The organism is Kluyvera sp. 1366 (assembly GCF_054823405.1).
Genome location: NZ_JBTRDW010000004.1, coordinates 386263 through 410992 on the forward strand (window position 1 = coordinate 386263; position 24730 = coordinate 410992).

General features: G+C 57.6%; 22 protein-coding genes. 5 read left to right on the plus strand and 17 right to left on the minus strand.

Translation table 11 applies throughout. From position 1 onward, the window contains the following. Positions 1 to 254: 254 nt before the first annotated feature. The 4 genes from ACVLVH_RS11195 to phoB all read right to left on the minus strand — a co-directional run bounded on the left by ACVLVH_RS11195 (position 255) and on the right by phoB (position 5129). Positions 255 to 1358, minus strand: coding sequence for a cobalamin-independent methionine synthase II family protein (locus ACVLVH_RS11195; protein ID WP_498949405.1), 1104 nt, complete (start codon positions 1356 to 1358; stop codon positions 255 to 257). Between the two features lie 166 nt (positions 1359 to 1524). Beyond that, positions 1525 to 2451, minus strand: coding sequence for a PstS family phosphate ABC transporter substrate-binding protein (locus tag ACVLVH_RS11200; protein ID WP_498949406.1), 927 nt, complete (start codon positions 2449 to 2451; stop codon positions 1525 to 1527). Positions 2452 to 3108: 657 nt separating this feature from the next. Beyond that, positions 3109 to 4419 carry a phosphate regulon sensor histidine kinase PhoR gene (gene phoR, locus ACVLVH_RS11205; protein WP_498949407.1) on the minus strand — a complete coding sequence of 437 codons (1311 nt, stop codon included), beginning with the start codon at positions 4417 to 4419 and terminating at the stop codon, positions 3109 to 3111. A 20-nt stretch (positions 4420 to 4439) separates the two neighbouring features. Next, positions 4440 to 5129, minus strand: a complete 690-nt coding sequence (phoB, locus tag ACVLVH_RS11210; RefSeq protein WP_007887040.1) for a phosphate response regulator transcription factor PhoB — start codon at positions 5127 to 5129, stop codon at positions 4440 to 4442. 197 nt (positions 5130 to 5326) lie between these two features. Here phoB and sbcD point away from each other — a divergent pair, with 197 nt between their 5' ends. Beyond that, positions 5327 to 6544, plus strand: a complete 1218-nt coding sequence (gene sbcD, locus ACVLVH_RS11215; RefSeq protein ID WP_110867760.1) for an exonuclease subunit SbcD — start codon at positions 5327 to 5329, stop codon at positions 6542 to 6544. Next, positions 6541 to 10224, plus strand: coding sequence for an AAA family ATPase (locus ACVLVH_RS11220; protein WP_498949409.1), 3684 nt, complete (start codon positions 6541 to 6543; stop codon positions 10222 to 10224). Before sbcD ends, ACVLVH_RS11220 begins: the two co-directional genes overlap by 4 nt. Positions 10225 to 10281: 57 nt before the next feature. Here ACVLVH_RS11220 and ACVLVH_RS11225 read toward each other — a convergent pair whose 3' ends face one another. From ACVLVH_RS11225 to ACVLVH_RS11235, 3 genes are read right to left on the minus strand one after another with little or no spacing between them, the layout of a single operon-like run. Continuing rightward, positions 10282 to 10935, minus strand: coding sequence for a DUF799 domain-containing protein (locus tag ACVLVH_RS11225; RefSeq protein WP_101762457.1), 654 nt, complete (start codon positions 10933 to 10935; stop codon positions 10282 to 10284). Beyond that, positions 10932 to 11291 (minus strand): DUF4810 domain-containing protein, encoded by a 360-nt coding sequence (locus tag ACVLVH_RS11230; RefSeq protein ID WP_101762458.1) that lies wholly within the window; start codon positions 11289 to 11291, stop codon positions 10932 to 10934. The genes ACVLVH_RS11225 and ACVLVH_RS11230 overlap by 4 nt, the downstream gene beginning before the upstream one ends. A gap of 11 nt (positions 11292 to 11302) precedes the next feature. Beyond that, a complete protein-coding gene (locus ACVLVH_RS11235; protein ID WP_101762459.1) occupies positions 11303 to 11980 on the minus strand; it encodes a CsgG/HfaB family protein in 678 nt (225 codons plus the stop codon). A 154-nt stretch (positions 11981 to 12134) separates the two neighbouring features. On the opposite strand from ACVLVH_RS11235, the gene ACVLVH_RS11240 reads away from it, so the two are divergent. Continuing rightward, entirely contained in the window at positions 12135 to 12554 is a 420-nt protein-coding gene (locus ACVLVH_RS11240) for a cell envelope integrity TolA family protein (protein ID WP_498949411.1), read from the plus strand. Here the strand turns inward: ACVLVH_RS11240 and qhpR are convergent. Both qhpR and ACVLVH_RS11250 read right to left on the minus strand, forming a co-directional pair. Next, positions 12484 to 13575, minus strand: coding sequence for an AraC-like transcriptional regulator QhpR (qhpR, locus tag ACVLVH_RS11245; protein ID WP_309835733.1), 1092 nt, complete (start codon positions 13573 to 13575; stop codon positions 12484 to 12486). The two genes, ACVLVH_RS11240 and qhpR, sit on opposite strands and share 71 nt — an antisense overlap. 151 nt (positions 13576 to 13726) lie before the next feature. Then, positions 13727 to 14731, minus strand: coding sequence for a phosphotransferase enzyme family protein (locus ACVLVH_RS11250; protein ID WP_271460121.1), 1005 nt, complete (start codon positions 14729 to 14731; stop codon positions 13727 to 13729). A 259-nt stretch (positions 14732 to 14990) separates the two neighbouring features. Between ACVLVH_RS11250 and eat the strand changes: the two genes are divergently transcribed. Next, on the plus strand, positions 14991 to 16355 hold the full coding sequence (gene eat / locus ACVLVH_RS11255; RefSeq protein WP_061717487.1) for an ethanolamine permease: 1365 nt from the start codon (positions 14991 to 14993) through the stop codon (positions 16353 to 16355). Between the two features lie 308 nt (positions 16356 to 16663). Here the strand turns inward: eat and mak are convergent, their stop codons facing one another. Continuing rightward, complete coding sequence (mak, locus tag ACVLVH_RS11260; protein ID WP_110867766.1) at positions 16664 to 17575, minus strand: fructokinase; 912 nt, start codon at positions 17573 to 17575, stop codon at positions 16664 to 16666. Positions 17576 to 17720: 145 nt separating this feature from the next. Here mak and rdgC point away from each other — a divergent pair, with 145 nt between their 5' ends. Then, the gene (rdgC, locus tag ACVLVH_RS11265) at positions 17721 to 18632 is read left to right on the plus strand and encodes a recombination-associated protein RdgC (RefSeq protein WP_008106069.1); all 912 of its coding nucleotides are present in this window, start codon (positions 17721 to 17723) and stop codon (positions 18630 to 18632) included. 127 nt (positions 18633 to 18759) lie between these two features. Here the strand turns inward: rdgC and ppnP are convergent, their stop codons facing one another. From ppnP to aroL, 7 genes are all read right to left on the minus strand, one after another. Beyond that, complete coding sequence (gene ppnP, locus ACVLVH_RS11270) at positions 18760 to 19044, minus strand: pyrimidine/purine nucleoside phosphorylase (protein ID WP_101762466.1); 285 nt, start codon at positions 19042 to 19044, stop codon at positions 18760 to 18762. 104 nt (positions 19045 to 19148) lie between these two features. Beyond that, positions 19149 to 19826: an AroM family protein gene (locus ACVLVH_RS11275; RefSeq protein ID WP_101762467.1), complete on the minus strand. Its 678-nt coding sequence runs from the start codon at positions 19824 to 19826 to the stop codon at positions 19149 to 19151. A gap of 2 nt (positions 19827 to 19828) precedes the next feature. Next, entirely contained in the window at positions 19829 to 20761 is a 933-nt protein-coding gene (locus ACVLVH_RS11280) for a DUF1177 domain-containing protein (RefSeq protein ID WP_110867768.1), read from the minus strand. A gap of 15 nt (positions 20762 to 20776) precedes the next feature. Then, the gene (locus tag ACVLVH_RS11285; protein ID WP_110867769.1) at positions 20777 to 22336 is read right to left on the minus strand and encodes an OPT/YSL family transporter; all 1560 of its coding nucleotides are present in this window, start codon (positions 22334 to 22336) and stop codon (positions 20777 to 20779) included. Between the two features lie 189 nt (positions 22337 to 22525). Continuing rightward, entirely contained in the window at positions 22526 to 23278 is a 753-nt protein-coding gene (locus ACVLVH_RS11290; protein WP_192413994.1) for an IclR family transcriptional regulator, read from the minus strand. 357 nt (positions 23279 to 23635) lie between these two features. Beyond that, the gene (locus ACVLVH_RS11295) at positions 23636 to 23827 is read right to left on the minus strand and encodes a YaiA family protein (protein ID WP_101762471.1); all 192 of its coding nucleotides are present in this window, start codon (positions 23825 to 23827) and stop codon (positions 23636 to 23638) included. Between the two features lie 108 nt (positions 23828 to 23935). After that, positions 23936 to 24460, minus strand: a complete 525-nt coding sequence (gene aroL / locus ACVLVH_RS11300; RefSeq protein ID WP_192413992.1) for a shikimate kinase AroL — start codon at positions 24458 to 24460, stop codon at positions 23936 to 23938. Positions 24461 to 24730 lie beyond the last annotated feature (270 nt).

The window sequence follows — 24730 nt, forward strand, 5'->3', positions numbered from 1 at the left end:
TCTGTTCGCAGAGGGATAAATCGACAACGGCGCAAATTAGAACGTTTATAGCGAAGAAAGGCAATACAGGATCGAAAAACCAGAAGGATATAACAAGATAGTGGAAGAAAGCAGTGAATCACGGTGGAATAGCGGCAAAACACCTCAGATGATTTGCTAAATGTTTCCTCGATGCGAGAGATCTCTTTGCATAAATCAGCCTACAGATGCACAAAAGGCGCGATTTACGCGCCTGTTTGGCTAACTTTACAGCATTACCAGACTGTTCTTGCTATATCGACCACCAGACGAATCTTCTGCCACTGCTGCTCTTCGCTCAGGCTGTTGCCCTCTTCGGTTGAGGCAAAGCCACACTGCGGGCTGAGGCAGATTTGATCAAGACTCACGAACTGTGCTGCTTCCTGCAAACGCGCTTTCACCTGCTGCGCATCCTCCAGCTCGCCGGTTTTGGTGGTGATCAAACCCAGCACCACTTGCTGATGACCCGGCTTGAGGAAGCGCAGCGGCTCGAAACCACCTGAACGTTCGTTGTCATACTCAAGGTAGAAAGCATCGATATTTACGCCGCCAAACAGCACTTCGGCGACCGGCTCATAGCCACCTTCGGAAATCCAGGTTGAGCGGAAGTTGCCGCGACACACATGCAGCCCAACGGTCAGATCCTCTGGCTTACCTTCCAGTGCAGTATTCAGCACTTCAGCATAAATGCGCGCCAGTTCCTGTGGATCTTCACCACGCTCGCGGATCTGCTGCTGCTGTTCGGTTGAGCACAGATAAGCCCACACCGTGTCATCCAGCTGCAGATAACGGCAGCCAGCCGCATAAAACGCTTTGATGGCGTCTTTGTAGGTCTGCGCCAGATCGGCGAAGTACTCTTTCAGATCGGGATACACCGTGGCATCGATCACCTTACGGCCACCGCGGAAGTGCAGCACGCTTGGGCTGGGAATGGTCATCTTGGCAACCGCATCGCCCGCCACGCTTTGCAGGAAGCGGAAGTGATCCAGCATCGGGTGTTGAGGATTAAAAGCCACTTTACCAGTGACTTTCACGCCGTGCGCTTTGGTCTGCACGCCGTTGAACTGAATGCCTTGCTCCGCTTCGAACAGCTCGACGCCGTGCAAATCGCCAAAGAAATCGAAGTGCCACCAAGCGCGACGGAATTCACCATCGGTAACGATCTGCAGGCCATTGGCACGCTGCTGCTCCACAACATGGCGGATTTCGCGATCTTCAATCTGACGCAGCTGCTCAGCGTTGATTTCGCCATTGGCAAACTGCACACGCGCCTGCTTGATGGCTGCGGGACGCAGAAAACTGCCGACGGTATCGGCGCGGAACGGGTTATGACGTGGCATTTTATCTCCTGGCTGAGCGCATAGTTGCGTCAGGGTATAATTTCGCTGGGTTATCTCAGCCATCTGGACGGCTATATGTCCACAAAGAATGCCACGCTGTTACCCTTTCGGCAACGGAAGAAAATTCAGCTTACATGAAACTATTTCATGTTCAGATGCACGTTCTTCAATTTCCCTCAATTGCCGCTCGCGCTTGCGCCATCTGGCTATCTGACAACGGCAGATAACCCGCTTCGCTCACCCGACGCTGACCTTGTGGCGATAACACCTGATGCAGAAAGGCATTCACCAGCGGCGGCAGCGGTTTGCCGGGGGCTTTGTTGACGTAGATATAAAGCGGGCGCGACCACGGATAGCGGCCGCTGCGAATCGATTCGGCATCCGGCATCACGCTGTCGCCGTTCGCCGTGACCACCGGTAGCATTTTCACGCCGCTGAGATGAAAGCCAAAACTGGCATAACCGATGCTGTTGGGCGTGGCGGCAACGGCTTGCACCACCGCCGCAGAGCCGGGGAATTCAGCGACATCAGCACGGAAATCACCTTTGCACAGCGCCTGCTGCTTAAAGAAGCCCCATGTTCCCGACGCCGAGTTGCGGCCATAGCGCTGGATGCTGCGCGTGGCCCACTGGCCTTCGCTCAGGCCGAGATCGCCCCAGCGCTGCGGCACTTGCTGCCCGCCGCACAGACGCGTGATGGAGAACAGCGCATCGAGTTGTTGCGGCGCGATGCGCGACAGCGGATTGTCCTGATTAACCACTACCACCAGCGCATCCATCGCCACCGGCACCGCCAGCGGCGGATAGCCGTAGCGCGCGCTAAAAAGTTGACGTTCGTCGATCTGCATCGGCCGGCTCATCGCGCCCAGCTGGGCAGCACCTGCCGCCAGCGCGGTCGGCGCAGTAGAAGATCCCGCCGCCTGCACCTGAACGTTGACGCCCGGCGACTGGCGGCTGAAATCCTCGCCCCATAATGTCATCAGATAACCCAGCGTATCCGATCCAACGCTGCTCAGATTGCCGGTTAGCATGGTTTGTTGGCCGTGTACCAAAGCAGAGCAAAGCAGCAAGAGGGAGATCAACAGCGATTTCATTGGCGATTCCGCGATTCAGTAAGACGCCTATTCTGGAGCGACGCGATTTATCACGCAATACATTGCGTATGGGTTGTTAATGAGGCGGGAATTGGTCTCCATGAATGGCGTAATGCTTGTCAGTTAAACCAACGACGAGTGCGCAGGCCGGTGTCACTTTTGGTCCGGCGGTCCTCGCGCCGCTTACGCGGTACCTTCACTTCGCTCGTCTGCCTGACGGACCGGCGGAGACGAGACTTCCTTGTCCCGGCTCCGCCTTTCGCCCGCGTCCTGCGGGCTCTCCTGGCTTCCTCGCTTCGTTCAGCGCTGCGGATTGCCGGGCCAAAAGTGCCCCCGGCCTGCTCATAAGCTTCAGTGCGTGTTGTTGAAAAGGACTCATTCGCTTCAGGCGCTGGCGCGTCTGCTGCGGCAAAAGGGCCATTCGCAGCGCTGAGGCTTTTACGTTGGGCCAGGAGCCTCGCGCATGGATGCGCGAGGCAGTTCGGGGTCGGCCAGGGAAGGCCGATCCGCGAACGGTCCGTCGGCACAACGTGGAAGCCGAAGGTACCGCGCTAGCGGCGCGAGGACGGCCCGTGACGCAGCAGATGTGTCAGCGCCCGCACCAAAAAGGCTTTATTAACTGATAAGTATGGCGCCATGAATAGCGATCCTACGACCTTAATTAACCCGCTCTTGCATCACGTTAGCCACAATCAAGCGTGGCGGCAGCAGGAAGCTGAAACAGGTTTCCTGATGCGGCACGCTGGCGATCTCCAGCCGCGCGTTGTGATGTCCCAACGCATGCTTCACGATCGCCAGCCCCAATCCGCTGCCGCCGGTGGCGCGCGAACGCGCTTTATCCACGCGATAGAAACGCTCGGTGAGGCGCGGCAGATGCTGCTCGCTAATGCCCGGCCCGTCATCACACACCTTAAACTGCGCGCCTTGTTTAGTGCGCAGCCAACTGATGTCGATGCGCGTGCCATCGGGCGTGTGATTCACCGCGTTGTAGACCAGATTGGAAATGGCGCTACGTAGCTGCTCATCATTGCCGAACACTTTCAGATGCGGATCGGTATGGAAATGGATGGTGTGACGTCCCTGACTCAGCGTTTCCGCTTCACGCTGCAACAGCATCAGCATGCCCGGCACATCCACCGTCTCTTTGAGATCGATGGCTGGCGCCGCTTCGATACGCGACAAGGTCAACAACTGCTTCACCAGGCTGTCCATGCGGCGCGTCTGCTCTTGCATGGTATGCAACGCCTTGCTGCGCGTGCGCTCGTTCATCACCGAGTCGTCCATCATTTCCAGATAACCCTGCAATACCGTTAACGGCGTGCGCAGTTCATGACTGACGTTAGCAAAGAAGTTGCGTCGCGCGCCTTCCAGCTGGTGCATCTGGGTGACATCACGCGCCACCATCAGCCACTGACCTTCGCTGTAAGGCATCACGCGGAATTCCATATGACGCTGATTATTGATGATCTGCGTCAGCGGCATGTCGAACTTGCGCTGACGGATATAGCGGGAAAATTCAGGATAACGCAGCAAATTGAGGATGTTCTGACCGTTATCTTCCGGCCAGCGCAAGCCAAGGTGCTGCTGCGCCAGGCCGTTGCACCAGAAAATAGTGCCCTCTTCGGTGGTCAGCACCACCGCATCCGGCAGCGATTCTGCCCCGCTGCGGAAACGTTTGATCAGATTGCCCAGCTCGCGGCGACGCCGCCGGTTGCGCAATTGCATCTGGTACAGGCCATAAAACAGCGGTTCCCAGCTGCCGCGTCCGGTGGGCGGCGTCATTGAACGATCGACCCACAGCCAGTGCGACAGACGCATCAGATTTCTGAAGTGCCAGAACATCACGCCGGTCACCGCAATCAGCAGCAGCCACGGCAGATATCCGAACAACAGACCCAACACCAGCGCAGGTAAACAGACCAGCGCCAGCTCGGTCAACAATCTCTTCCAGGAGAGTCGTTCCAGCACGGTAAACACTCCGTTTACGTTTAGTAGCGGGCAGAGAAACGATACCCTGTTCCGCGCACGGTTTGAACCATGCGATCGTGGCCGGTTAATTCCAGTGCTTTACGTAAACGGCGAATATGTACATCGACGGTGCGATCTTCGACATACACATTGGTGCCCCAAACATGGTTCAGCAGCTGTTCGCGGCTGTAAACGCGTTCCGGGTGCGTCATAAAGAAGTGCAGCAATTTATACTCGGTCGGCCCCATCTCCAGCGGCGTGGTTTCCGACATCACGCGATGTGAGGAAGGATCCAGGCTCAGGCCCTGCATCTCAATCACCTCTTCCACCGCCATCGGCGAAATACGGCGCATCACCGCTTTGATACGCGCCATCAGCTCTTTCGGTGAGAATGGCTTAGTGATGTAATCATCCGCGCCCACTTCCAGACCGCGCACGCGATCTTCCTCTTCACCACGCGCCGTCAGCATCATCACCGGAATGTCGCGCGTCATGGCTTCACGCTTCAAATGCTTAATAAACTGAATCCCGCTGCCGCCGGGCAACATCCAGTCCAGCAGAATCAAATCAGGCCAGGGTTCGATCAGCTTACCAATCGCGCTGTCATAATCTTCCGCCTCAATAGGCTGGTAATCATTCTGTTCCAGCACGAAACATAACATTTCACGGATGGGAGCTTCGTCTTCCACAACCAAAATGCGCTTAGCCATTGTAACTCCTGCTAGTGTGACACCGTGTCACTGGGATTTGCGGCGCCATTATGCGTCAGTTTTGTGACACTTTTATGAAAACACCGCCCTAAGATAGATAGATAAAAAACAGAAATGTCACAATAAAATTCTGCTTTTTTTCTTTGTGATCTTAAGTGGTTATAATTCGCCTTCGCTAAACAGAGCACGGAGCAAACATGCGCATCATTCACACCGCTGACTGGCATCTCGGTCAGTTCTTTTACAGCAAAAGTCGCGCGCGGGAACATCAGGCGTTTCTCGACTGGCTGCTGGATCAGATTGTGCAGCATCAGGTGGATGCGCTGATTATCGCCGGCGATCTGTTTGATACCGGTTCGCCGCCGAGCTACGCGCGTGAAATGTTTAACCGTTTTGTGGTGGCGCTGCAGCCAAGCGGCTGCCAATTGGTGGTGCTGGCGGGCAATCACGACTCGGTGGCGACGCTGAATGAATCGCGCGAGCTGCTGGCCTGCCTGAATACGCAGGTGATCACCAGCGCCACGCCGCAGGGCGAACAGCAGGTGTTAACCCTGAAGCAGCGTGATGGCGCGCCGGGCGCGCTGCTGTGCGCCATTCCTTATCTGCGTCCGCGCGACATTCTGCGTAGCCAGGCTGGCCAATCCGGCCGCGAAAAGCAGATCTCGCTGCTGGAGGCGATCGAGCAGCATTATCAGCACTGCTTTGCTGCCGCGCAGGCACAGCGCGATGCGCAGGACGTTACGCTGCCGATCATCGCCACCGGTCATCTCACCACTGTTGGCGTGACTAAAAGCGATTCGGTGCGCGACATCTATATCGGCACGCTGGATGCCTTCCCGGCGCAGGCGTTTCCGCCCGCCGATTACATCGCGCTCGGTCACATCCATCGCGCCCAGCGCATCGCCAACAGCGAGCACATTCGTTACAGCGGCTCGCCGATTCCGCTCAGTTTTGATGAGCTTGGCCGCGAGAAAAGCGTCTTCCTGCTGGAATTCAGCACCACGCTCGATACCGTTACGCCGCTAACCATCCCGCACTTCCAGCCGATGCAGATGCTGAAAGGCTCGATGGCGGAGATTGAACATCAGCTGGCGCAGTTCAGCGCGAGCGCCAGCGAACAGCCAGTCTGGCTGGATATTGAGATCACCACGCAGGAATATCTCAGCGATCTGCAACGTCGCATTGAAGCGCTCACCGAAAATCTGCCGGTCGAAGTGCTGCTGGTGCGCCGCAGCCGCGAACAGCGGCAGCGCAGCCTCGAACGGCTGGAGAACGAAACCCTGAGCGAACTAAAAGTGGAAGACGTGTTTGCTCGCCGACTGGCGCAGGAAGATCAGCTGGATGCCGGGCAGGCCGAGCAGTTAACGCAGCTGTTCCGCACCCAGCTTGCCGCGCTGGAGAATCCATCCGCATGAAAATTTTGACGCTACGTTTTAAGAACCTCAATGCGCTGCGCGGCGAATGGTTTATCGATTTCCGTCGTGAGCCCTTTGCCAGCAACGGCTTGTTTGCCATTACCGGCGCCACTGGCGCGGGCAAAACCACCTTACTCGATGCGATTTGCCTGGCGCTCTATCATCAGACGCCGCGCCTCGGCACGCTGTCGCAAACCCAGAACGAGCTGATCACCCGCGACACCGCCGAGTGTCTGGCGGAAGTGGAGTTTGAGATCAAAGGCGAAGCCTGGCGCGCCTTCTGGAGCCAGAACCGCGCGCGCGGCCAAGCCGACGGTAAGCTGCAGGCACCGCGCGTCGAGCTGGCGCGCGTCGCTGATAATCAGATCATCGCCGATAAAGTTGGCGACAAGCTAAAAGCGATTGAGACCCTGTCGGGGCTCGATTTCGCCCGCTTTACCCGCTCAATGATGCTGTCGCAAGGCCAGTTTGCCGCCTTCCTGAATGCCAAACCCGGCGAACGCGCCGAGCTGCTGGAAGAGCTGACCGGCACCGAAATCTACGGACAAATCTCGGTGCAGATCTACGAGCGCTGGCGCACCGCGCGCAGCGAGCTGGATACGCTGCGCGCCCGCGCCGGCGGCATGTCGCTGCTCGATGAAGCGCGCCGGGCAGAATTGACGCAGCAGCTGGCAGAACTTGGTGCGCAGGAGAAAATTCTCAGCGAACAGCTAACGCTGGCGCAGCATCAGCAGCAATGGCTGGTGCAGCAGCAACAGCTAACGCAAGAGCAGCAGCAGGCCGAACAGACGCTGCTTGCCGCGCAACAGGCCTGGCAGCAGGCGGATGGCGATCGTCAGCGGCTGGCGCGCGCCGAACCGGCAGAAAAACTGCGCGAGAAGTTGCAGCAGCGCGAACAGTTGCAGGGCGATCTGCGCGTGCTGGAACAGCAATCGCAGCAGCTGCAGGCGCAACGGCAGCAAGCCAAAACCGCGCTGCAACAGGGCGAAAATCATTATCAGGCCGCGCAGCAGGCGCGCGAACAGGCGTTACAGCAACAGCAGCAGCTTGAAACGCTGCTGACCGAGCAGGTTATCCCGCTCGATCAACGCATCACCACCCTCTCGCAGCAGCTGGATGAACAGCAGCGATTGCATCTGCAGCAGCAACAGGCGCTGCAATCCAGCCAAACCGCACTCAGCCAGCAACAGCAGGTAAGTGAACGTTTACAACAACAGCTGGCGCAGCAGCAGGAATTCCGTGCCCGCGAAGCCGCTGTCGCCGATTGGGGCGCGGAATTAACGCGCTGGCAGGCGGAGATTGCCCGACTGGATGAGCGCGAGCAGACGCTGACGCAGCTGATCGCACAGCACCAACAGCAGCGCAGCCAGCTGGAGCAGCATCAACAGGCGCAGGCTCAACGTGAACAGGCGGCGCAACCGTTGCAGCAAGCCGAAACGCAGGCCGCGCAGCAGCGTCTGCAAGCGGAGCAAGCACTGACTTCACTTGAGGCGGAGATCGGCAGCGCACAACTGCGCGACGCCCTGACGCAGCATCAAACCCAACGCCCTGCGCGCCAGCAGCTTAACCTGCTCGCCGCGCAGTGGCGCGCGCTGCAACCGCAGCGGTTGCAGCGTCAGCAGAAACTGGCGCAGCTCCAGCAGCAGCATCAGGACGCGGAACGGACGTTGCAGGCGCTGCGCGAGGAGTACAAACGGGAACATCACGCGCTGCTCGATGTGCGCAAAATCTGCGAGCTGGAGCGCACCATCGCCCAGCTGGCCGACGAGCGCGCCAAACTGCAGCCGGATCAGCCCTGCCCGCTGTGCGGCTCTTGCCAGCATCCGGCGATTGCGCAATATCAGCAGCTTGAGCCCGGTGCCAATCAGCAGCGTTTAAGCGCGCTGGAAACGCGCGTGGCGCAGCTAAAAGAGTCCGGCACCGCCAAAGGCGAACAGCAGAAACTGTCGCTGCAACAGCAGCAGGCGTTGCAGCAGGAGATAAGCGATTACGATCAGCAGCTGGCGACGGTGAACACCCAATGGCAAGCGCTGAGCGGTGAGCTGGCACTTACCTGCACGCTGGAGCAGCAGGACGATTTTGCGCAGTGGCAACAGCAGCAGGATGCGCAGGAACAGTTGCAGCAACAGCAGCTGCAGACGCGGGAAAACGCCGCGCGTGCGCTGCAGCAGGCAAAGGACGCGCATCTGCAACAGCAGCAGCTGTGGCAGCAGCATCAGAATCAGCAGCAGCTGGCGCAGCAGCAGATCGCCAGCACGCAGCAGACGCTGGATGAAATCAGCCAGCGCGAGGCCAGCGAACGCAGCGCCATGCAGCAACTGGCGCAGCAGCTGGAACAGCAGCTGACGCAGCATCAACTCGTCCTGCCAGATGTCGCTGAGCGGGAAAGCTGGCTGCGCACCTTACAACAACGCTGGATCGCATGGCAGGAAAATGAACGGTTACACGGCGAGTTGCAGCCACAGCTGGCGAAAGCCGAAAGCGAGCGCAGCAGCCTGCAGCAGAATCTGGCGCGTGAACAGCAGCGGCTGGATGAGCTGCAGCAGACGCTCAGCGCTTTGCAGCAGCAGCGCCAGCAGCAGCAACAACAGCGTCAACAGCTGTTTGGCGATCGTCAGGTGGCAGAAGCCCGGCAGCAGCAGCATGTTGCGCTGCAACAGTGTGAACAGGCGCTGGCGCAGCAGCTTCAGCAGTGGCAACAGGCGCAAAGCTTGCTGCACGGCCTGAATGGCCAGTGCGAGCAGATCGCGGCGCAGCAAAACACCTTACGTGAGCGCGCTGCCGCCGCAGAAAGCGCCTTCCTCGCCGCGCTGCAGCAGAGTGATTTTGACGATGAGCGCGCGCTGCGTGCCGCCCTGCTGGAGGAGCGCGAGGTGCAGCAGCTGCGCCAGCAGTTGCAGACGCTCGATCAACAGCGCCAGCAGCAGCTCACCCTCAGCGAACAGCTTATGCAGCGCTGGACGGCGCATCAGCAGCAGCGGCCTTTGGAACTTAGCGACGAGATCGCCGCCACGATTCAGCAGCAGCTGGAACAGCTGCGCGTGACGTTACGTGACAATGCCCGTCAACAGGGCGAAGCGCAGCAGCAGTTACACAGCGATGCACAACAGCGTTTGCAGCAGCAATCGTTGCTGACGCAAATCGCCACCGATGAAGTGGAACTGGCGCAGCTGGGCCGTCTGAACGATCTGGTGGGTTCGGCCAAAGGCGATAAATTCCGCCGCTTCGCACAAGGTCTGACGCTCGATCATCTGGTGTGGCTGGCGAACCGTCAGCTCGATCGCCTGCACGGCCGCTATCTGCTGCAGCGCCGCATCAGTGAAGAGCTGGAGCTGGAAGTGGTTGATACCTGGCAAGCCGACGCCACGCGCGATACGCGCACGCTATCGGGCGGCGAGAGTTTTCTCGTCAGCCTGGCGCTGGCGTTAGCGCTGTCAGATTTGGTGAGTCATAAAACGCGCATCGAATCGCTGTTCCTCGACGAAGGCTTCGGCACGCTGGATGCCGAGACGCTGGATACCGCGCTGGATGCGCTCGATGCCCTCAACGCCAGCGGCAAAACCATCGGCGTGATCAGCCATGTCGAAGCGATGAAGGAGCGTATTCCGGTGCAGATCCGTGTCCGCAAGATGAATGGCCTGGGTTACAGCAAGCTGGAGTTGCCGGGCGATCTCGCTTAAAAACGCACAATTGGTAGCGGCGCGATAATTCGCGCCGCTACGATTCACTGCGTTCTTTTATCGCGTACTCACCAACTTATAACGAGGGCCGGCCAGCAAACCGCCCTGCTCGTTCTGCGCCAGCAGACGGGCGCTGGTCACACCGGCGATGGTATGTGCCTTATCCGACACATTGCTGGCAATCTGCTTAATCGCAGCAGAGACCAACATGCCAATAATACCGCCATTATTGTTGTTGCCATCTTCCGCGTCGCTGGCGGTGGCAATGCCTTGCCACAGCTCTTTACCGCTGCGCAAATCCACCAGACGCGCCGTCGCCGACACCCTGGTCACGCTCTGGATCACCTGATAGCTGCTGCCGTAATCGGTCACTGAAATGTACAGCGCGCTGTCGGCGTGGAAGATGTCATGCAGACGCTGCGGGCTGACAGCCTGAATTTCATGGCCGTTGGTCAATCCGTTCTGCTGGAAGGTTTCATCCACCACCGCCACCGGGAACACGTAATAGCCCGCTTCCGCCAGCGGACGCGTCACCAGCGAGGTGAAGCTGTTCGCCGCGTTCACATCCGGCGCGCGGTTATCCGCAGGCAACACCAGAATTGAGGCCGGCTTGCTGGCGCGGAAGGCGCTGTAATCGTACGGTTTTTTATGCGCGCAGCCGGTCAATAGCAGCGTGGCCAGCACGCCCAAAGACACAATCAGCTTGTTCACTGGGCAACTCCTTGTTTTTTCTTCATCAGAAAGTCCATATAGGGCGCCGATTCCGGGAACAGCTGCTTCTCGGTGGCAAACTGGCCGAAGGCTTTATCGGTAGCACCGGTTTTGGCGTACAGCAGGCCGAGCTGCGCGTGCAGGCCCGGCGCGACCGGTTTGTTGACCGATTTGGCTTTTTCAATATCCAGATTCAACGCTTCGATCTGCTTCTGCGGATCGCTATCTTTTTTGTAATAGCTATAGATCTGCTGCTGGTAATCGCCCCAGTAATAGATCGGTTCCGGCCCTTTTGGCGCACAGCCAGCCAGCACGCCTGCAGCGATCAACGCCGCACTCAGTTGTAACCCTTTCATGCTCAATATCCTTATTTCGCCGGACGCCATGCGCCGCTGTTAATGCCATCCACTAAATGATCTACCGCTTCACGAATCGCCAGATCCATCACTTTGCCGTTGAGAGTGGAGTCATAGCTGGCGGTGCCGCCGAAACCGACGATCTCACGCGCTGACAGCTTGAATTCACCCGCGCCCTGCGCGCTGTACACCACTTCTGAGGTGGTGACATCCACCACATTCAGGTTGACTTTGGCATAGGCGATCTGGTTCTTACCGCGCCCCAAAATGCCCCACAGCTGCTGATCGCCCACTTCTTTGCGACCAAATTCGGTGATATCGCCGGTGATGATGTAAGTCGCACCTTTGATGTTCTGCTCGCTCTTCTTAAAGCCGGCTTCCTGCTGCAACTCTTTCAGGTTGCTGCGATCCAGCACGTTGAAGCGATTGGTCTGCTGCAGGTGCGTGACCAAAATGGTTTTCGACTGATTGCCAAGACGATCCACGCCATCGGAGAAGATGCCGTTCATGTACGAGGAGCGATTATCAAACTGGCCAACCGCAATCGGGCTGCGCACGCCCTGATACGCGGGCTGGCTGGCCGCACGTACCTGTGGCGCTTCAATGGCGCGTGACGATTCGGTCGCGCAGCCGCTGAGCAGCGTGGCGCTTAACAAGGAGAGTGCCGCAAGGGCATATTTTTTCTGCATTTCTAATCCATGAATCAAAAGGAGATAAAGCCGCGAGGCTGCGGCAAATTCTGGTTCTGCCGATAGTCAGAGTAATGCCATAGCATTGGTTGAGTCGGTCTGTAGACTGTCGGCAGTGAGAGAGAGGAACTTTAGTGAAAATACAGGCATATTAATGAATTTAATTAATCAAATGGCGGGATTATTGGGCGGATTAATGATTGTTATGGGCCTCAGCGCTTGTCAGCATTCTCAGCCAAAGCAACAGGATAGCATCGCCAACCTGTGTCAGCCGCAAAGCGCGCCGGGCAGCGCATCCTGCAAGTGGGCTGATGAGATGCAGCATCAGCTCAACCAGCATTTCCGCGATGCGCGCCGTTATGCCGGTCAGCAATGTCTGGTGCGGCTTGAGTGGCAAAACAGCGGGCGCTACGCGGTGACGCAGACGCAAGGCGACGAAACGCTGTGCCTGCGCGCCTGGCAGTTGATTGGTCAAAGCAACCATTTACCGCCGCCGCCGGACGCTAACCAGCCAGCGTGGTTCGGTTTTGCCCCGGCAACGCCGAGCCATCCTGGCGCCACTGGCGCGGGCTGATGCCAAACCAGCGGCGGAAGGCGCGGGAGAAGGCGCTGACTTCGGAATAGCCGAGCAGCAGCGCCATCTCTGAGATTGGCAGCTGCTTCTGTTGCAGATAGTGCGTCGCCATCTCGCAGCGTACCTTGTCCACCAGCGCCGTGAAACTGATGCCCTCTTCACGCAGCCGCCGTTGCAGCGACCAACTCGACAAGCCCATTTTTTCGGCAATCTCTTCCAGCACTGGTTCGCCCTGCATCAGTGACAGATTGACCTGCGATCGCGCCTGCTCCACCACGCTTTGCAGGCTGGCACAACTGTTCAGGCGGCGGATAGCATCCTGCATCACCATCAGCAACATCGGATCTTGTTCCGGCATGCTGCGCAGCAGATCGCGTTTCGGGATCAGTAATGAGTTGAACGGTTGATCAAACCACACCGGCGCATCAAACACTTTGCAGTGCTCGTGCCACTGCTCCGGGCGCGGATGTTCGAAGTGCACTTCACGCGGTGCCCAGTTTTTGCCGGCAACGTGGCGGATCAAGTTGAGGAACATGCCGAGCGTCAGCTCCGCATCCTGACGTCTGGAGAGGATCGCACCGTGGCGCACCTGATAATCGAGCCGCCAGCACTCGCCTTTATCCACCAGCCGCGTCAGCGTGTCGTGCTGATGCCACGGAAAGGCATTCACCACGTTGTGCAGCGCCTGCTCAAGCGTGGGCGAACAGAGGCCGATATACCCAATCAAGCCTAATGACTGCGGTTTGAACTGCTTGCCGTAATGCAAACCGAAGTTATCAAAACCGGAATGACGCGCTGCCTCTTCCATCACGCGGCAGTAGTTCACCAAACCCAGGCTTAGCGTGGGGCTCGCCAGCAGTTCGGAGTTGATGCCGCTGATGCCAAAAATACGATCGACATCGCCGCCTTTGTCAGTGATAAACCCGCTCAGTCCGGTGGCCGCCGCCGCCAAAACGCCGCGGTTGCTGGCGCTGACGGACAAGGCGCTAAAGGCTTCAGTGGGTGTTATGAGTGATTGCATCGGAACCTCTGCGTGTGGCGCGAGTGAAACAGGTTGAGGATTCCAGCAATATTCGTACCAGGCGGATGATATGCGGATTTTGTCGCAGGGTCGCCATGAATGGCGACCTTTGCTGCGCCGCGACAGCGCAAAGCTGCTCACTGCTGGTGCATCAGACGCCAACCGGCAGCTGATTGGTTTCCAGATAACGTCGGCAGAGGCGCACCGAGTGATCGGCCCAGCGCGGCCCAAGGCTCAGTGCCATTTCCGTTTCCGCGTGCGATCCCATCCACGCCGTCATCTGAATGCGGCGCTGGATCAGCAGCGTCGGCACCAGCGCCATCTCGTCATCACTGATGTGCGCCACTTTTTCGTAACCGAGGATCCAGTTATCCACCCATTCGGCGGCGCGCGGATGGTGCTCAACAAAACTGATCGCCGCCGCCAGATCGTGCAGATACCAGCCGAGTCCGCAGTCATCAAAGTCGATCACCCGCGTTTCGCCTTTATGCAGCAGCAGGTTGGTCAGACGCAGATCGGCGTGGATCAAACCATAACGATCCGCCCCTTTGCCAAAGCCCTGCAGCTCCTGCCCGACGCGCGCTACCGCTTCGGCGACGATGCCGTGATCGGCCGGATTGAGGTTCGGCGCATCCTGCCAGCGTCCCCAATGGCTATGATCGCTGACCATAGTGTGATGATCCCAGATGATGCGCTGGAAACCGGCCGGTTTCTGCCAGCTGCGGCTGTGCTGGTGCAAGCGCGCGGTGATGTGACCAAGCTGCTGAAACGCTTTGGGATCGACATCGGTGGTGGGCATGTCACCCTCAATCCAGTGGAACAACACGGCATAGCGCTCGGCGCCGTTTGCCATCGGCAGCGTCAGCACGGTCTCACCCTCGCTGGCCGGGATCGCCTGCGGCACCATGATGCCAATGTCACGCAGCGCATCCAGCCACAGCAGCTCGCTCTGAATGTCCGCTTTGCTGTGATAGTTAGGACGATGCAGACGCAGCGCGTAGCGTTTGCCCGCCGCCTGCAACAGGAAGGTGGCATTTTCCGACCGGCACAGCAGCTTGAGTTCGCCGCGCAGTGCCGCGGGATAACGGGCCAGCGCCTGATGCGCCAGCAGGGTGATTTCAGTATCAGTTAAGGTATCGGACTGTTCGGCACTCATTCATCAATCTCCAGCATCAAGCAAGTGGTATCAGCATGGGATGACGTCGTCCTGACTGCTTGACCGCAGACAACCCAAAGTTGACCGCAGCGTGCATCTGGCACTTTTCTTGCCTTAGAGTTGACCGTGGAGGACAAAACTCACTGCGCCCGCGTCAAGTTTTCCCGCGTCCGGCAGCGGCATTATCACTTCACTGTAGCGCAAAGATAAAAAAGCGCGGTGAAGCTGCCGCACCAACAATGACGACGGGGAGAAGATGATGACGAATAAGCTCAAACCCACGCTGGGCACCCTGCATTTGTGGGGCATTGCGGTTGGACTGGTGATTTCCGGGGAATATTTTGGCTGGAGTTACGGCTGGGGCGTGGCGGGCACGCTAGGGTTTCTGATCACCACCGCGATGATCGCCACCATGTATACCTGCTTCATTTTCAGCTTTACCGAACTGACCACCGCGATTCCGCATGCGGGCGGTCCGTTTGCCTATAGCCGCCGCGCGTTCGGTGAAACCGGCGGCTTGATCGCGGGCCTCGCCACGCTAATTGAGTTCGTGTTCGCACCGCCGGCGATCGCCATGGCGATTGGCGCTTACCTCAACGTGCAATATCCCGATCTCAATCCGAAAACCGCCGCGGTCGGCGCCTATATCGTCTTCATGACGCTGAACATTCTCGGCGTTAAGCTGGCGGCGATGTTCGAATTGGTGGTCACCGTGCTGGCGGTTCTGGAGCTGCTGGTGTTTATGGGCGTGGTGTCGCCGGGCTTCAGCATCGCCAACTTTGCCGCTAACGGCTGGGCGGGCAGCGATCATTTCGGCATGCCGGCGATGTCTGGCATCTTTGCCGCGATTCCGTTCGCCATCTGGTTCTTCCTGGCGATTGAAGGCGCGGCGATGGCGGCCGAAGAGGCCAAAGATCCCAAACGCACTATTCCCAAAGCCTATATCACCGGCATTTTGACGCTGGTGGTGTTGGCGATTGGCGTGATGCTGCTGGCCGGTGGCGCTGGCGACTGGCGCAAGCTGTCGGACATCAACGATCCGCTGCCGCAGGCAATGAAGATGATTGTCGGTGAAAATTCCAACTGGATGCACATGCTGGTGTGGATCGGTCTGTTTGGTCTGATTGCCAGCTTCCACGGCATTATTCTCGGCTATTCGCGCCAGTTCTTCGCCCTCGCCCGCGCCGGTTATCTGCCGCAAAGTCTGGCGAAGCTGTCGCGCTTTCAGACGCCGCACCGCGCGATTATCGCCGGCGGTTTGATTGGCATCGCCGCGATTTACAGCGATGGTTTCATTAATCTGCAAGGCATGACGCTGACCGCTGCGATGATCACCATGGCGGTGTTCGGCGCGATTGTGATGTATCTGATGAGTATGCTGAGCCTGTTCAAACTGCGTCGCACTGCGCCAGAGATGGAACGCAGCTTCCGTGCGCCTGGCTATCCGATTGTGCCGGGCATTGCGCTGGTGCTGTCGCTGGTGTGTCTGGTGGCGATGCTGTGGTTCAACCCGGTGATTGGCGGCTTGTTTGTGGCGATTATGGCGGTGGGATATGTCTACTTCCTGGCGACGAAAGCCCAGCGCGATAACGCGCCGCAGGATTCGATGTTAGTGGGTGAGTGAGTGGGTTAGTGCTGGCTGTCCCCCATCCCGGCCTTCCCCCGCAAGCGGGGGAAGGAGACGCTGCCACATGCAGCTTCCTCACTGACATGTGGCAGCATCTTCCTCCCCCATTTATGGAAGTGTGCACGCTGTCCCCCATCCCGGCCTTCCCCCGCAAGCGGGGGAAGGAGACGCTGCCACATGCTGCATCCAAACTCACATATAGCAGCATCTTCCTCCCCCATTTATGGGGGAGGACCGAGGAGGGGGAAAGCGAGCACAAACCGAGGAGGGGGAAAGCGAGCACATACAGAGGTGCGTAACAGAAACTACCCTTTCAACGGCCACAACCATGCCGCCCCGCGCACGCCGCTTGAATCGCCATGTACCGCCTTCAGTACTGGCGTTTCACACTCGCGGCCAAACACCCACTGCTTCATCAGCGCCGGCACGGTTTGGTACAGGCGATCGTTGTTACTCATGCCGCCGCCCAACACAATCACATCGGGATCCAGCAGATTCACGACCTGCGCCAGTGATTTCGCCAGACGCATTTCGTAGCGATTCATCGCCAGTTCCGCCACCGGATCCTGCTGCTCAATCAGCTTGATGATCTCCGCGCCTTTCAGCGCTTTACCGCTCAGACGCTGATAATCGATAGCGAAGCCGGTACCCGATACAAAGGTCTCAATGCAGCCCTGCAATCCACAATAACAGGGCACTTCCGCACGATGGCGCAATTCATCCTCATCCATCCACGGCAGCGGATTGTGGCCCCACTCACCGGCATTGCCGTTACCGCCAATGCGCGACTCACCGCCAATCGCTACGCCCGCGCCCGATCCGGTGCCAATAATCACCGCAAACACCAGCGGCTGACCCGCGCCCGCGCCATCTACCGCTTCGGAAACCGCCAGACAATTCGCGTCGTTGGCAATACGCACGTCACGATTCAGCGCCTGCGCTAAATCCTTATCCAGCGGCTGACCGTTCAGCCAGGTGGAGTTGGCATTCTTCACCCGTTGCGTGTAGGGCGAAATCGTGCCGGGAATGCCGATGCCGACCGTGCCCTGCTGGCCGGTTTTCTCCTCCGCCAGCAGCACTAAATCGACAATCGCCTGAACCGTGGCAGCGTAGTCGTCACGCGGCGTGTTAACGCGATGACGGAACAGTTCCTGACCCTGATCAGACAGTGCAATCACTTCAATTTTGGTCCCGCCTAAATCAATCCCGATGCGCACGATTTATTCCTCATTATTCGTTCTGGTGACCAATACAGTAGAAGGCTGAATCGGGAAAGGCAATGAAACCAATCCGATGTTTCGCTATCATGCGCGCTGACTTTGAGACTTGTGCGCCCGATCGCACCCACGGTAAGGAATCCCGATGTTGTGGTTTAAAAATATGATGGTTTATCGTCTGAATCGTGACATTCCGCTGTCCGCAGACGATCTGGAAAAACAGCTCGACGCCTTTACCTTTTCGCCATGCGGCAGCCAGGATATGGCGAAAACCGGCTGGGTTTCACCGATGGGCAACCGCAGCGAAGCGCTGACGCACGAAATCAACGGTCAGATGGTGATTTGTGCACGCACCGAGCAGAAGATTCTGCCGTCGCCGGTGGTGAAGCAGGCGCTGGAAGCCAAAATCGACAAGCTGGAAGCAGAACAGAGCCGCAAGCTGAAGAAGACCGAGAAAGATTCGCTGAAAGATGAAGTACTGCACAGCTTGCTGCCACGCGCGTTTAGCCGTTTCAGCCAGACGTATATGTGGATCGACACCGTTAACAATCTGATCATCGTCGACTGTGCCAGCGCCAAAAAAGCCGAAGACACGCTGGCGCTGCTGCGTAAAAGCCTCGGTTCGCTGCCGGTGGTACCGCTGACGCTGGAGAATCCGATCGAGCTGACGCTGACCGAATGGGTGCGCTCAGGTGAGCTGCCAGCCGGTTTTGCCCTGATGGATGAAGCCGAGCTGAAAGCCATGCTGGAAGATGGCGGCGTGATCCGCTGTAAGAAGCAGGATCTGATTTCCGACGAAATCGCTACACACATTGAAGCCGGCAAAGTGGTCACTAAGCTAGCGCTTGACTGGCAGGAACGCATTCAGTTCGTTATCGCCGATGATGCTTCAGTGAAGCGTTTGAAGTTCAGCGACACGCTGCGTGAGCAGAATGATGACATCGACCGCGATGATTTCGCCCAGCGTTTCGATGCCGATTTCATTCTGATGACCAGCGAACTGGCCGCACTGATCAGCAATCTGGTCGAAGCGTTAGGCGGCGAAGCGAAGCGTTAATCCTCTCGATCCTGGTCGCCATTAAGGGTGACCCTACGACAAACCAGCAGGATTTTCGTGGGGTGAGCAATAAAAAAACCTGCGCTTCAACAGAAGTCGCAGGTTTAAGATGTTCTAAAGCTTGAGTTTAGAGGTAGCGGCACAGATAAGAAGAAGGCTCTGCCACCTGCAGATGGAATTCGCTTTGGCCTGGCACGTTGAAGCTGGTGCCGGCTTCGTACCATTTCCACTCGGTTTCGCCCGGCAGCAGCACTTTCAGCGCGCCGCTCACCACCGTCATCTCTTCCGGTTGATTGGTGCCGAAGGTGTATTCACCTTCCGCCATCACGCCAACGCTGGCACGGCCAATGGTCACGCTGTCGAAACCAATGGATTTCACTTTTCCGTCGAAATACTCACTTGTATTGAGCATATTACTTCCTCACAGCACATTATCGTGACTGGCAGATTACTAAGGAACTCGCTGATCTGTCACGCGAATTAGCGCCACAGATCGCAACTTGTGATCTCCCTGCGTTAGACGATCAATTCTGCCGCCAGCTTGGCCACCAGCACGTTCGACAGCAGTACCGGAATGCCCAGCATTTTCTGCAGGAAATCGCGGTGCTGCTGGTGATAGCCGATGCAATCCAGCACCACCACATCCGCGCCCTGCTCCTGCAGCGACAATCCCGCTTCCACCAAATCGGCCTGCTCCGCCAGATACGGGCTGGCAACGGCAAAACATGGTGGAGTGATCAAGTTGCGCCACTTGTTGGCCTGCTCGGCAATCTGCTCTTCCACCGGCACCACAATCCCGACTTTATGATCTTGCACAATCGCGCGTACCAGCGGTGGGATGATGCGATCGGGCTCCAGCAGCAAAGCGGATTGGGTTTTCAGCGCGCCAAACTCGCCGGTGCACAGCAGCAAAATGGTGTCATAGCCCTGCTGCTCCAGCGCGTTAATCTTACGTTGCAGTCCCAGCTCCACTTTTGCTACGGACAGGCGCACCTGCTCGCCGCTGGTCATACGCGATACCAGCACCTTGTCACCCGGCGCGGGCGCATACTGCAGCTCAACTTCGGCTAGCGTCAGGCCGTCGAGTAAACCGGCATGCGCCACCTGATCGGCGGGCAGATGTTCCAGCAGCAGCGGCAGAATGTCGCTACGCGGTGATTGACCAATCGTCAGTGTGACCAGGGAGATGTTCATCATCAGGCTTTCCGGGTGCGCAGATGGCTGAGACTACCATACAAAGAGAGCAGCAGCGCGTACTCTTGTGGGTCGTAGAAGTGACAGGTTTCACGCCCGAACTCTTTCGCCACTTCGACCGCAAACTTCACGGCTAAAGCGATATCCACTTCGTGGCTGGCGCCGGTGCCGCAGCCCGGCACCACCGATTCGGCACAGATCGCCACGCCGACCACCGGCACATCCGTCGCGGTGGAAGGTTGCAAAATACTGTTGAGGTGATAAACCCCGTTGCCGTATGGCGTGATGTCCTGCGTGGTGATCGGGAAGGTAACCGCCGGTTTGCCGCTGGTCATCTCCATGATGCGTAACAGATCTTCTGACACGCGCAGGATGTAGCCCTCTTTCACCGTCGGCGACAGCGCGTAGCCTTTGTGATTGAGAATGCGGTTACCTTTGGTGGTATCGATCGACAGAATCGCATCAACGCCAGCGATCACTTCATTGTCATTCATGGTGATGTCGTCGCACGGCGAATCCATGAAATCGACTGGCTCGTGCGGACGGGTTGGCGCATCCGGGCAGATGTGGGTGGTGATAATCACATCACCGGCCAGCACGTCGCCTTTGGTCTGCATCTGCGCCAGCTTCAACGCACTGCTCACCGCCGCGACGGCGCCATCGGCATCCGATACCATACCAATGCGCGTTGGACGCGCACCAATACCGCCGAGACGGCCAATGATGCCGAGTGTTGGCGCACTGCCGCCGTTGCTTTTGCCCTGCGCACCGGGGATATCGATGCGGACGAAATCGGTCCGCCCTTTTGGGCCGCTAACGCGTTTCGTGCTGGCGGTGACGCCCGGATAGGCCGCGAACAGATCGACCACCTGTTGACCATCAATGTAAGCGCTATCGAGTAACTCAAAGACCTGCAGTGTCTGCTGTAAACTCATCATGAATTTCCTGGATTATTTTTTGCTGCCGCTGGCAAAAAGTGAATGGAAGAAGCTGTAGAGCGCATCGCCCGCGATAAATCCGGCGGCCATCACCTCCATCGGTGAACGTCCACGCTCGCCCCACACGCGCAGGATGATAATGCGCAGCGCGATGCCCACCATCACCGCCCAACCTGCCGCGGCGTTGTTGATTAACAAGCCGGTCGCCAGCAGGACGCCAAGCTGACGCTTCGGTCCGCCGATCAACTGAATAATCGCGCCCGGAATCGCCCACATCAGCAGGTTGCCGGCAATCCCCGGCTCCGCACCGGCCTGAATAGTTTTGGCATAGACGCGCGCCACCGGCGGCAGCAGATTCTCGGCAAAGAAAATGGTGTGCGCGTACCACACCACGGGAATACAGATCACAAAGGCAATCATCGCGGCGATCAGCTGGATACGGCGACCCCACAGCTCTTGCTGCACATCGGCACCGTTACCGCGCAGGATAAAGCCGGCTTTCAGGTCATAACCCATATCGGCAAACGCCGGACCGGTAGCGGCGGTAAAACCACACAGCAGGCACAACGCCAACGGCGGGAAGCCGAGCAGAATACCGAGAATCAGGGTAATCAGCGCCACCGCAAAGGCCGGGAACCAGCCAGAGTGCATGGCGGCGATACCAACAATCAATTCATGCACGAAGGCAGCAAAGGCGGCGTAAAGGATAAACAGCACCAGCATCGGCAGGCCCATCTGGCTCCACAGACCGCCCGCCAGCGCCAGCAGCGTGGAGATGACGATGTAACCGACGGTGCCGAAACCCAGCGAACGTTTGACTTCGCTGTCGCTACGGCTGACGTTGACCTGATCATTGCGGCGGCTGCGAATCACCTGCACCACCTGAATTAACGCCACCAAACCGGCACCGACCATCACGCCGTGCGGAATATAGAGTGCGTTGATATCAATGCCAGCAACCGGTTGCGCGTAGGCGCGTAGCAGGAAACCCATACCTAGCATGCTGAGCGCCCAGATATTACCGATAAACGCGGTACCAAATGCCGACATCGGGATCTTCAGCATCGAACCCACGATGCCGCCAACAATCCCCACCACCAGCAGCCAAGCCTGACGACCGCCTTTGTCACCGGCTTTGATCGCTTCGGCTGCCGCCACGCCCGGCGGCCACGCATTGCTGGCCGGGAAGACGCGGGTATCAAATAGACGATAGAGTAAATAAGCATCGAGCAGCATCGCCGCGCTGACGCCAACAAACAGCGGCAGCACCAGCTGCGGCTCACCCAGCGCCCACGGCACCGCAATCGGCATTAACAGGCTGTTGGCCGCACCGAAGGTGGCCGAGGAGATGGCGGTTTGCGCGAGGTTTTGTACTTCAATGGAGCGATAGCGACGAAACCATTGCAGCGGAATACGCGCCAGCAGCATGGCAAAAAGTGCGCCGATAATAGAGGTATTGGGTGTTACCCCAATGGTGGTAATAAGCTGAACCCCAATGATGGCGCCGGCAACGGACAGCAGAACCAGCATTAAGGCAACGCCAACGCTTTTTATTGGATTATTTTGACGCATGAGATCCCCGTATTTTCACCCTGTAGAAAACGCTTTAATTCGAAGTGCCCGACACGCGGGACATCAACGTTTTTATATTAATCGTTCCCTGATTATTGAAATAAGCAGGTCCGAAGACCTGCTATTTCCCTGGTGTGGCGCGAATAAACGCCTTCAAAACTAAAATAGGGTTTCCTGTTTTGGACAGGATTATGCGCCGTATTTTTCGGCCATCAGTGCAGCCGTTGCGCGTAGTTCGCTGAGCAGCCTCTCCGGATATCCGGGCGCCGCTTCTTGCGATAAAAACGAGAGACAGAGCGCGGCACTTTCACCGCGATGTTTATTGGTTACCGCGACCGCCAGCGAACTGATGCCCGGCAGCGTCTCATTGCGCGCCAGTGCCCAGCCTTGCTGGCGAATTACCGCTAACTCTTTGCATAACGCATCGACGCTCAGCGGCGAGTTCATCGAAGCCGCCTGCCAGTTGCTGGCAAAACGTTCGCGAACCTCGTCATCACTGAGCTGCGCCAGCAGCACGCGTCCGGTCGAAGTGCCGGTCAATGAAACGCGCGTGCCCGGCGGCGTCACCAGCTGGGTGAAGAAGCGGCCGTGATACATGCGCATTACCAGCACATCGTCGCCATCCAGCACCGAGATATAACCCATGCAACCGCTGCTGGCCGCCAGGCGCGCCATCGGCGCCGACGCGCTATCCACCAGCGGCGTCGACAGATAGTGACCCGCCACCGACAGCAGCACGCGACCAATCTGGAAGCAGCGACTTTCAGTGTCACGCTCAAGTAAGCCTTCACTCTCCATGGTCGCTAACAGGCGCGAGACCGTGCTTTTCGGCATGCCTAACGCATCCACCACCTCGGTAAAGGTCAAGCCGGGATGGCCCTGCGTCACGCCAAAGCGCTGAAACAGCTTCAGTACAGCGGAGGCATTTTCAAGTGTGGTCATGGCGTTGGTTTCACTATATGGAACACAGTTCCTCTTTCGATAACCAGAAAGTAAAGCGCGACGCTTTGACGGTCAAGCGCAAATTTTAAGCCGGACGTTTCTGAGGGAATTTAAGGCAGAATAAAATACGGCGTGAAGTGGGAAATAAATGACGTAATTAGGTGAGTTAAATATTCCGCAGGAAAGTGTGTAACTTTTTTGGAATATTGCAGTTTTTCGGCTGAATTCTTTACCCTATAGAGTTCAAGTTGCAGGGAGGCGGCAAATGGGTGAATCCCCCAGGAGCTTACTTAGGTAAGTGACTGGGGTGAACACATGCAGCCAACGCACCTGCAGCTTGAAATATGACGGGTGAACTTAATCTTTTTCAGCGTCTTCGTAGCGCTCTTTGGCATCTTGCGCTTCGGTTTCGCTTTTGTGTTCGCTTATTAATGTATCGGGTTTGGGATGGTCGGCACGTAATTCATACCAGGTGACGGTTTGATCCGCCGAACCTTTTTCAACGGCGACAATACGCGCGACGCGCGGATAGGGTGGTTTCGTTGGCATTGTTTTCCCTCTTCTATCAGTTGTCCACAGACAGCGGTGATCCTCTGCCTAACGCTAAGTATAGACAACTGAGGATCGCTGCAAAGAAACAGAGAGAAATCTGAGGGTTTAGCTGGCGCGCGCTAAAGAGAGTGATTTCAGAATTTGCTCTACTACGCGATCGGGCGATTGCATCGCGTTGACTTCATGATGCGCGGTTTGGCGATACAAATGAGCACGCTCACGCAAAATATCGCCCATCTCTTCGGCAATCGGGCGGCCGGTTAAGGTGGGACGCTGCGCGGCTTCCGGCTGATGTTCCAGACGATCGGCCAGCACGTCTGAAGGCGCGTTCAGCCAAATCACCTGGCCGTGTTCGCGCATAAAGCGACAATTCACTTCCGCCAGCACCATGCCGCCGCCGGTGGCGATGACCGTATTCGGAGCGGTGACCGCGCGCAGCGATTCCGTTTCGCGGGCGCGGAAGCTATCCCACCCTTCAGATGCCACAATCTCCGCCACGCTGCGTTGCGTAGTGAGTTGCAAATAGTGATCGGTATCGTTAAAGGCATAGCCCAGCGCTTGCGACAGCGCCTGGCCAACCGTGGTTTTACCGCAACCGCGTGCGCCGATCAGATAGATGGGTAATGACATCCGGGCTCATCCTCCGCCGTAATGTGCCGCACGGGCAACGTCATCAGGTCAATAATGCGTCGCATAATACCTGGATTTTATTTTATCAGCCACCCGCGAGGCACGATTTACGCGTATTTCAGTCACATCCTAAGCTAGTCCTTTGATTAAGCTGCAAAAAACAATGCATGAATCGTGCATCGGGCCAAATGTAACAGCGGCCAACATTTCCTTACCAGGCCGCTGATTTACTTTCTTTGGTCGCGCCCTCATATATGAGGCATACCTTAA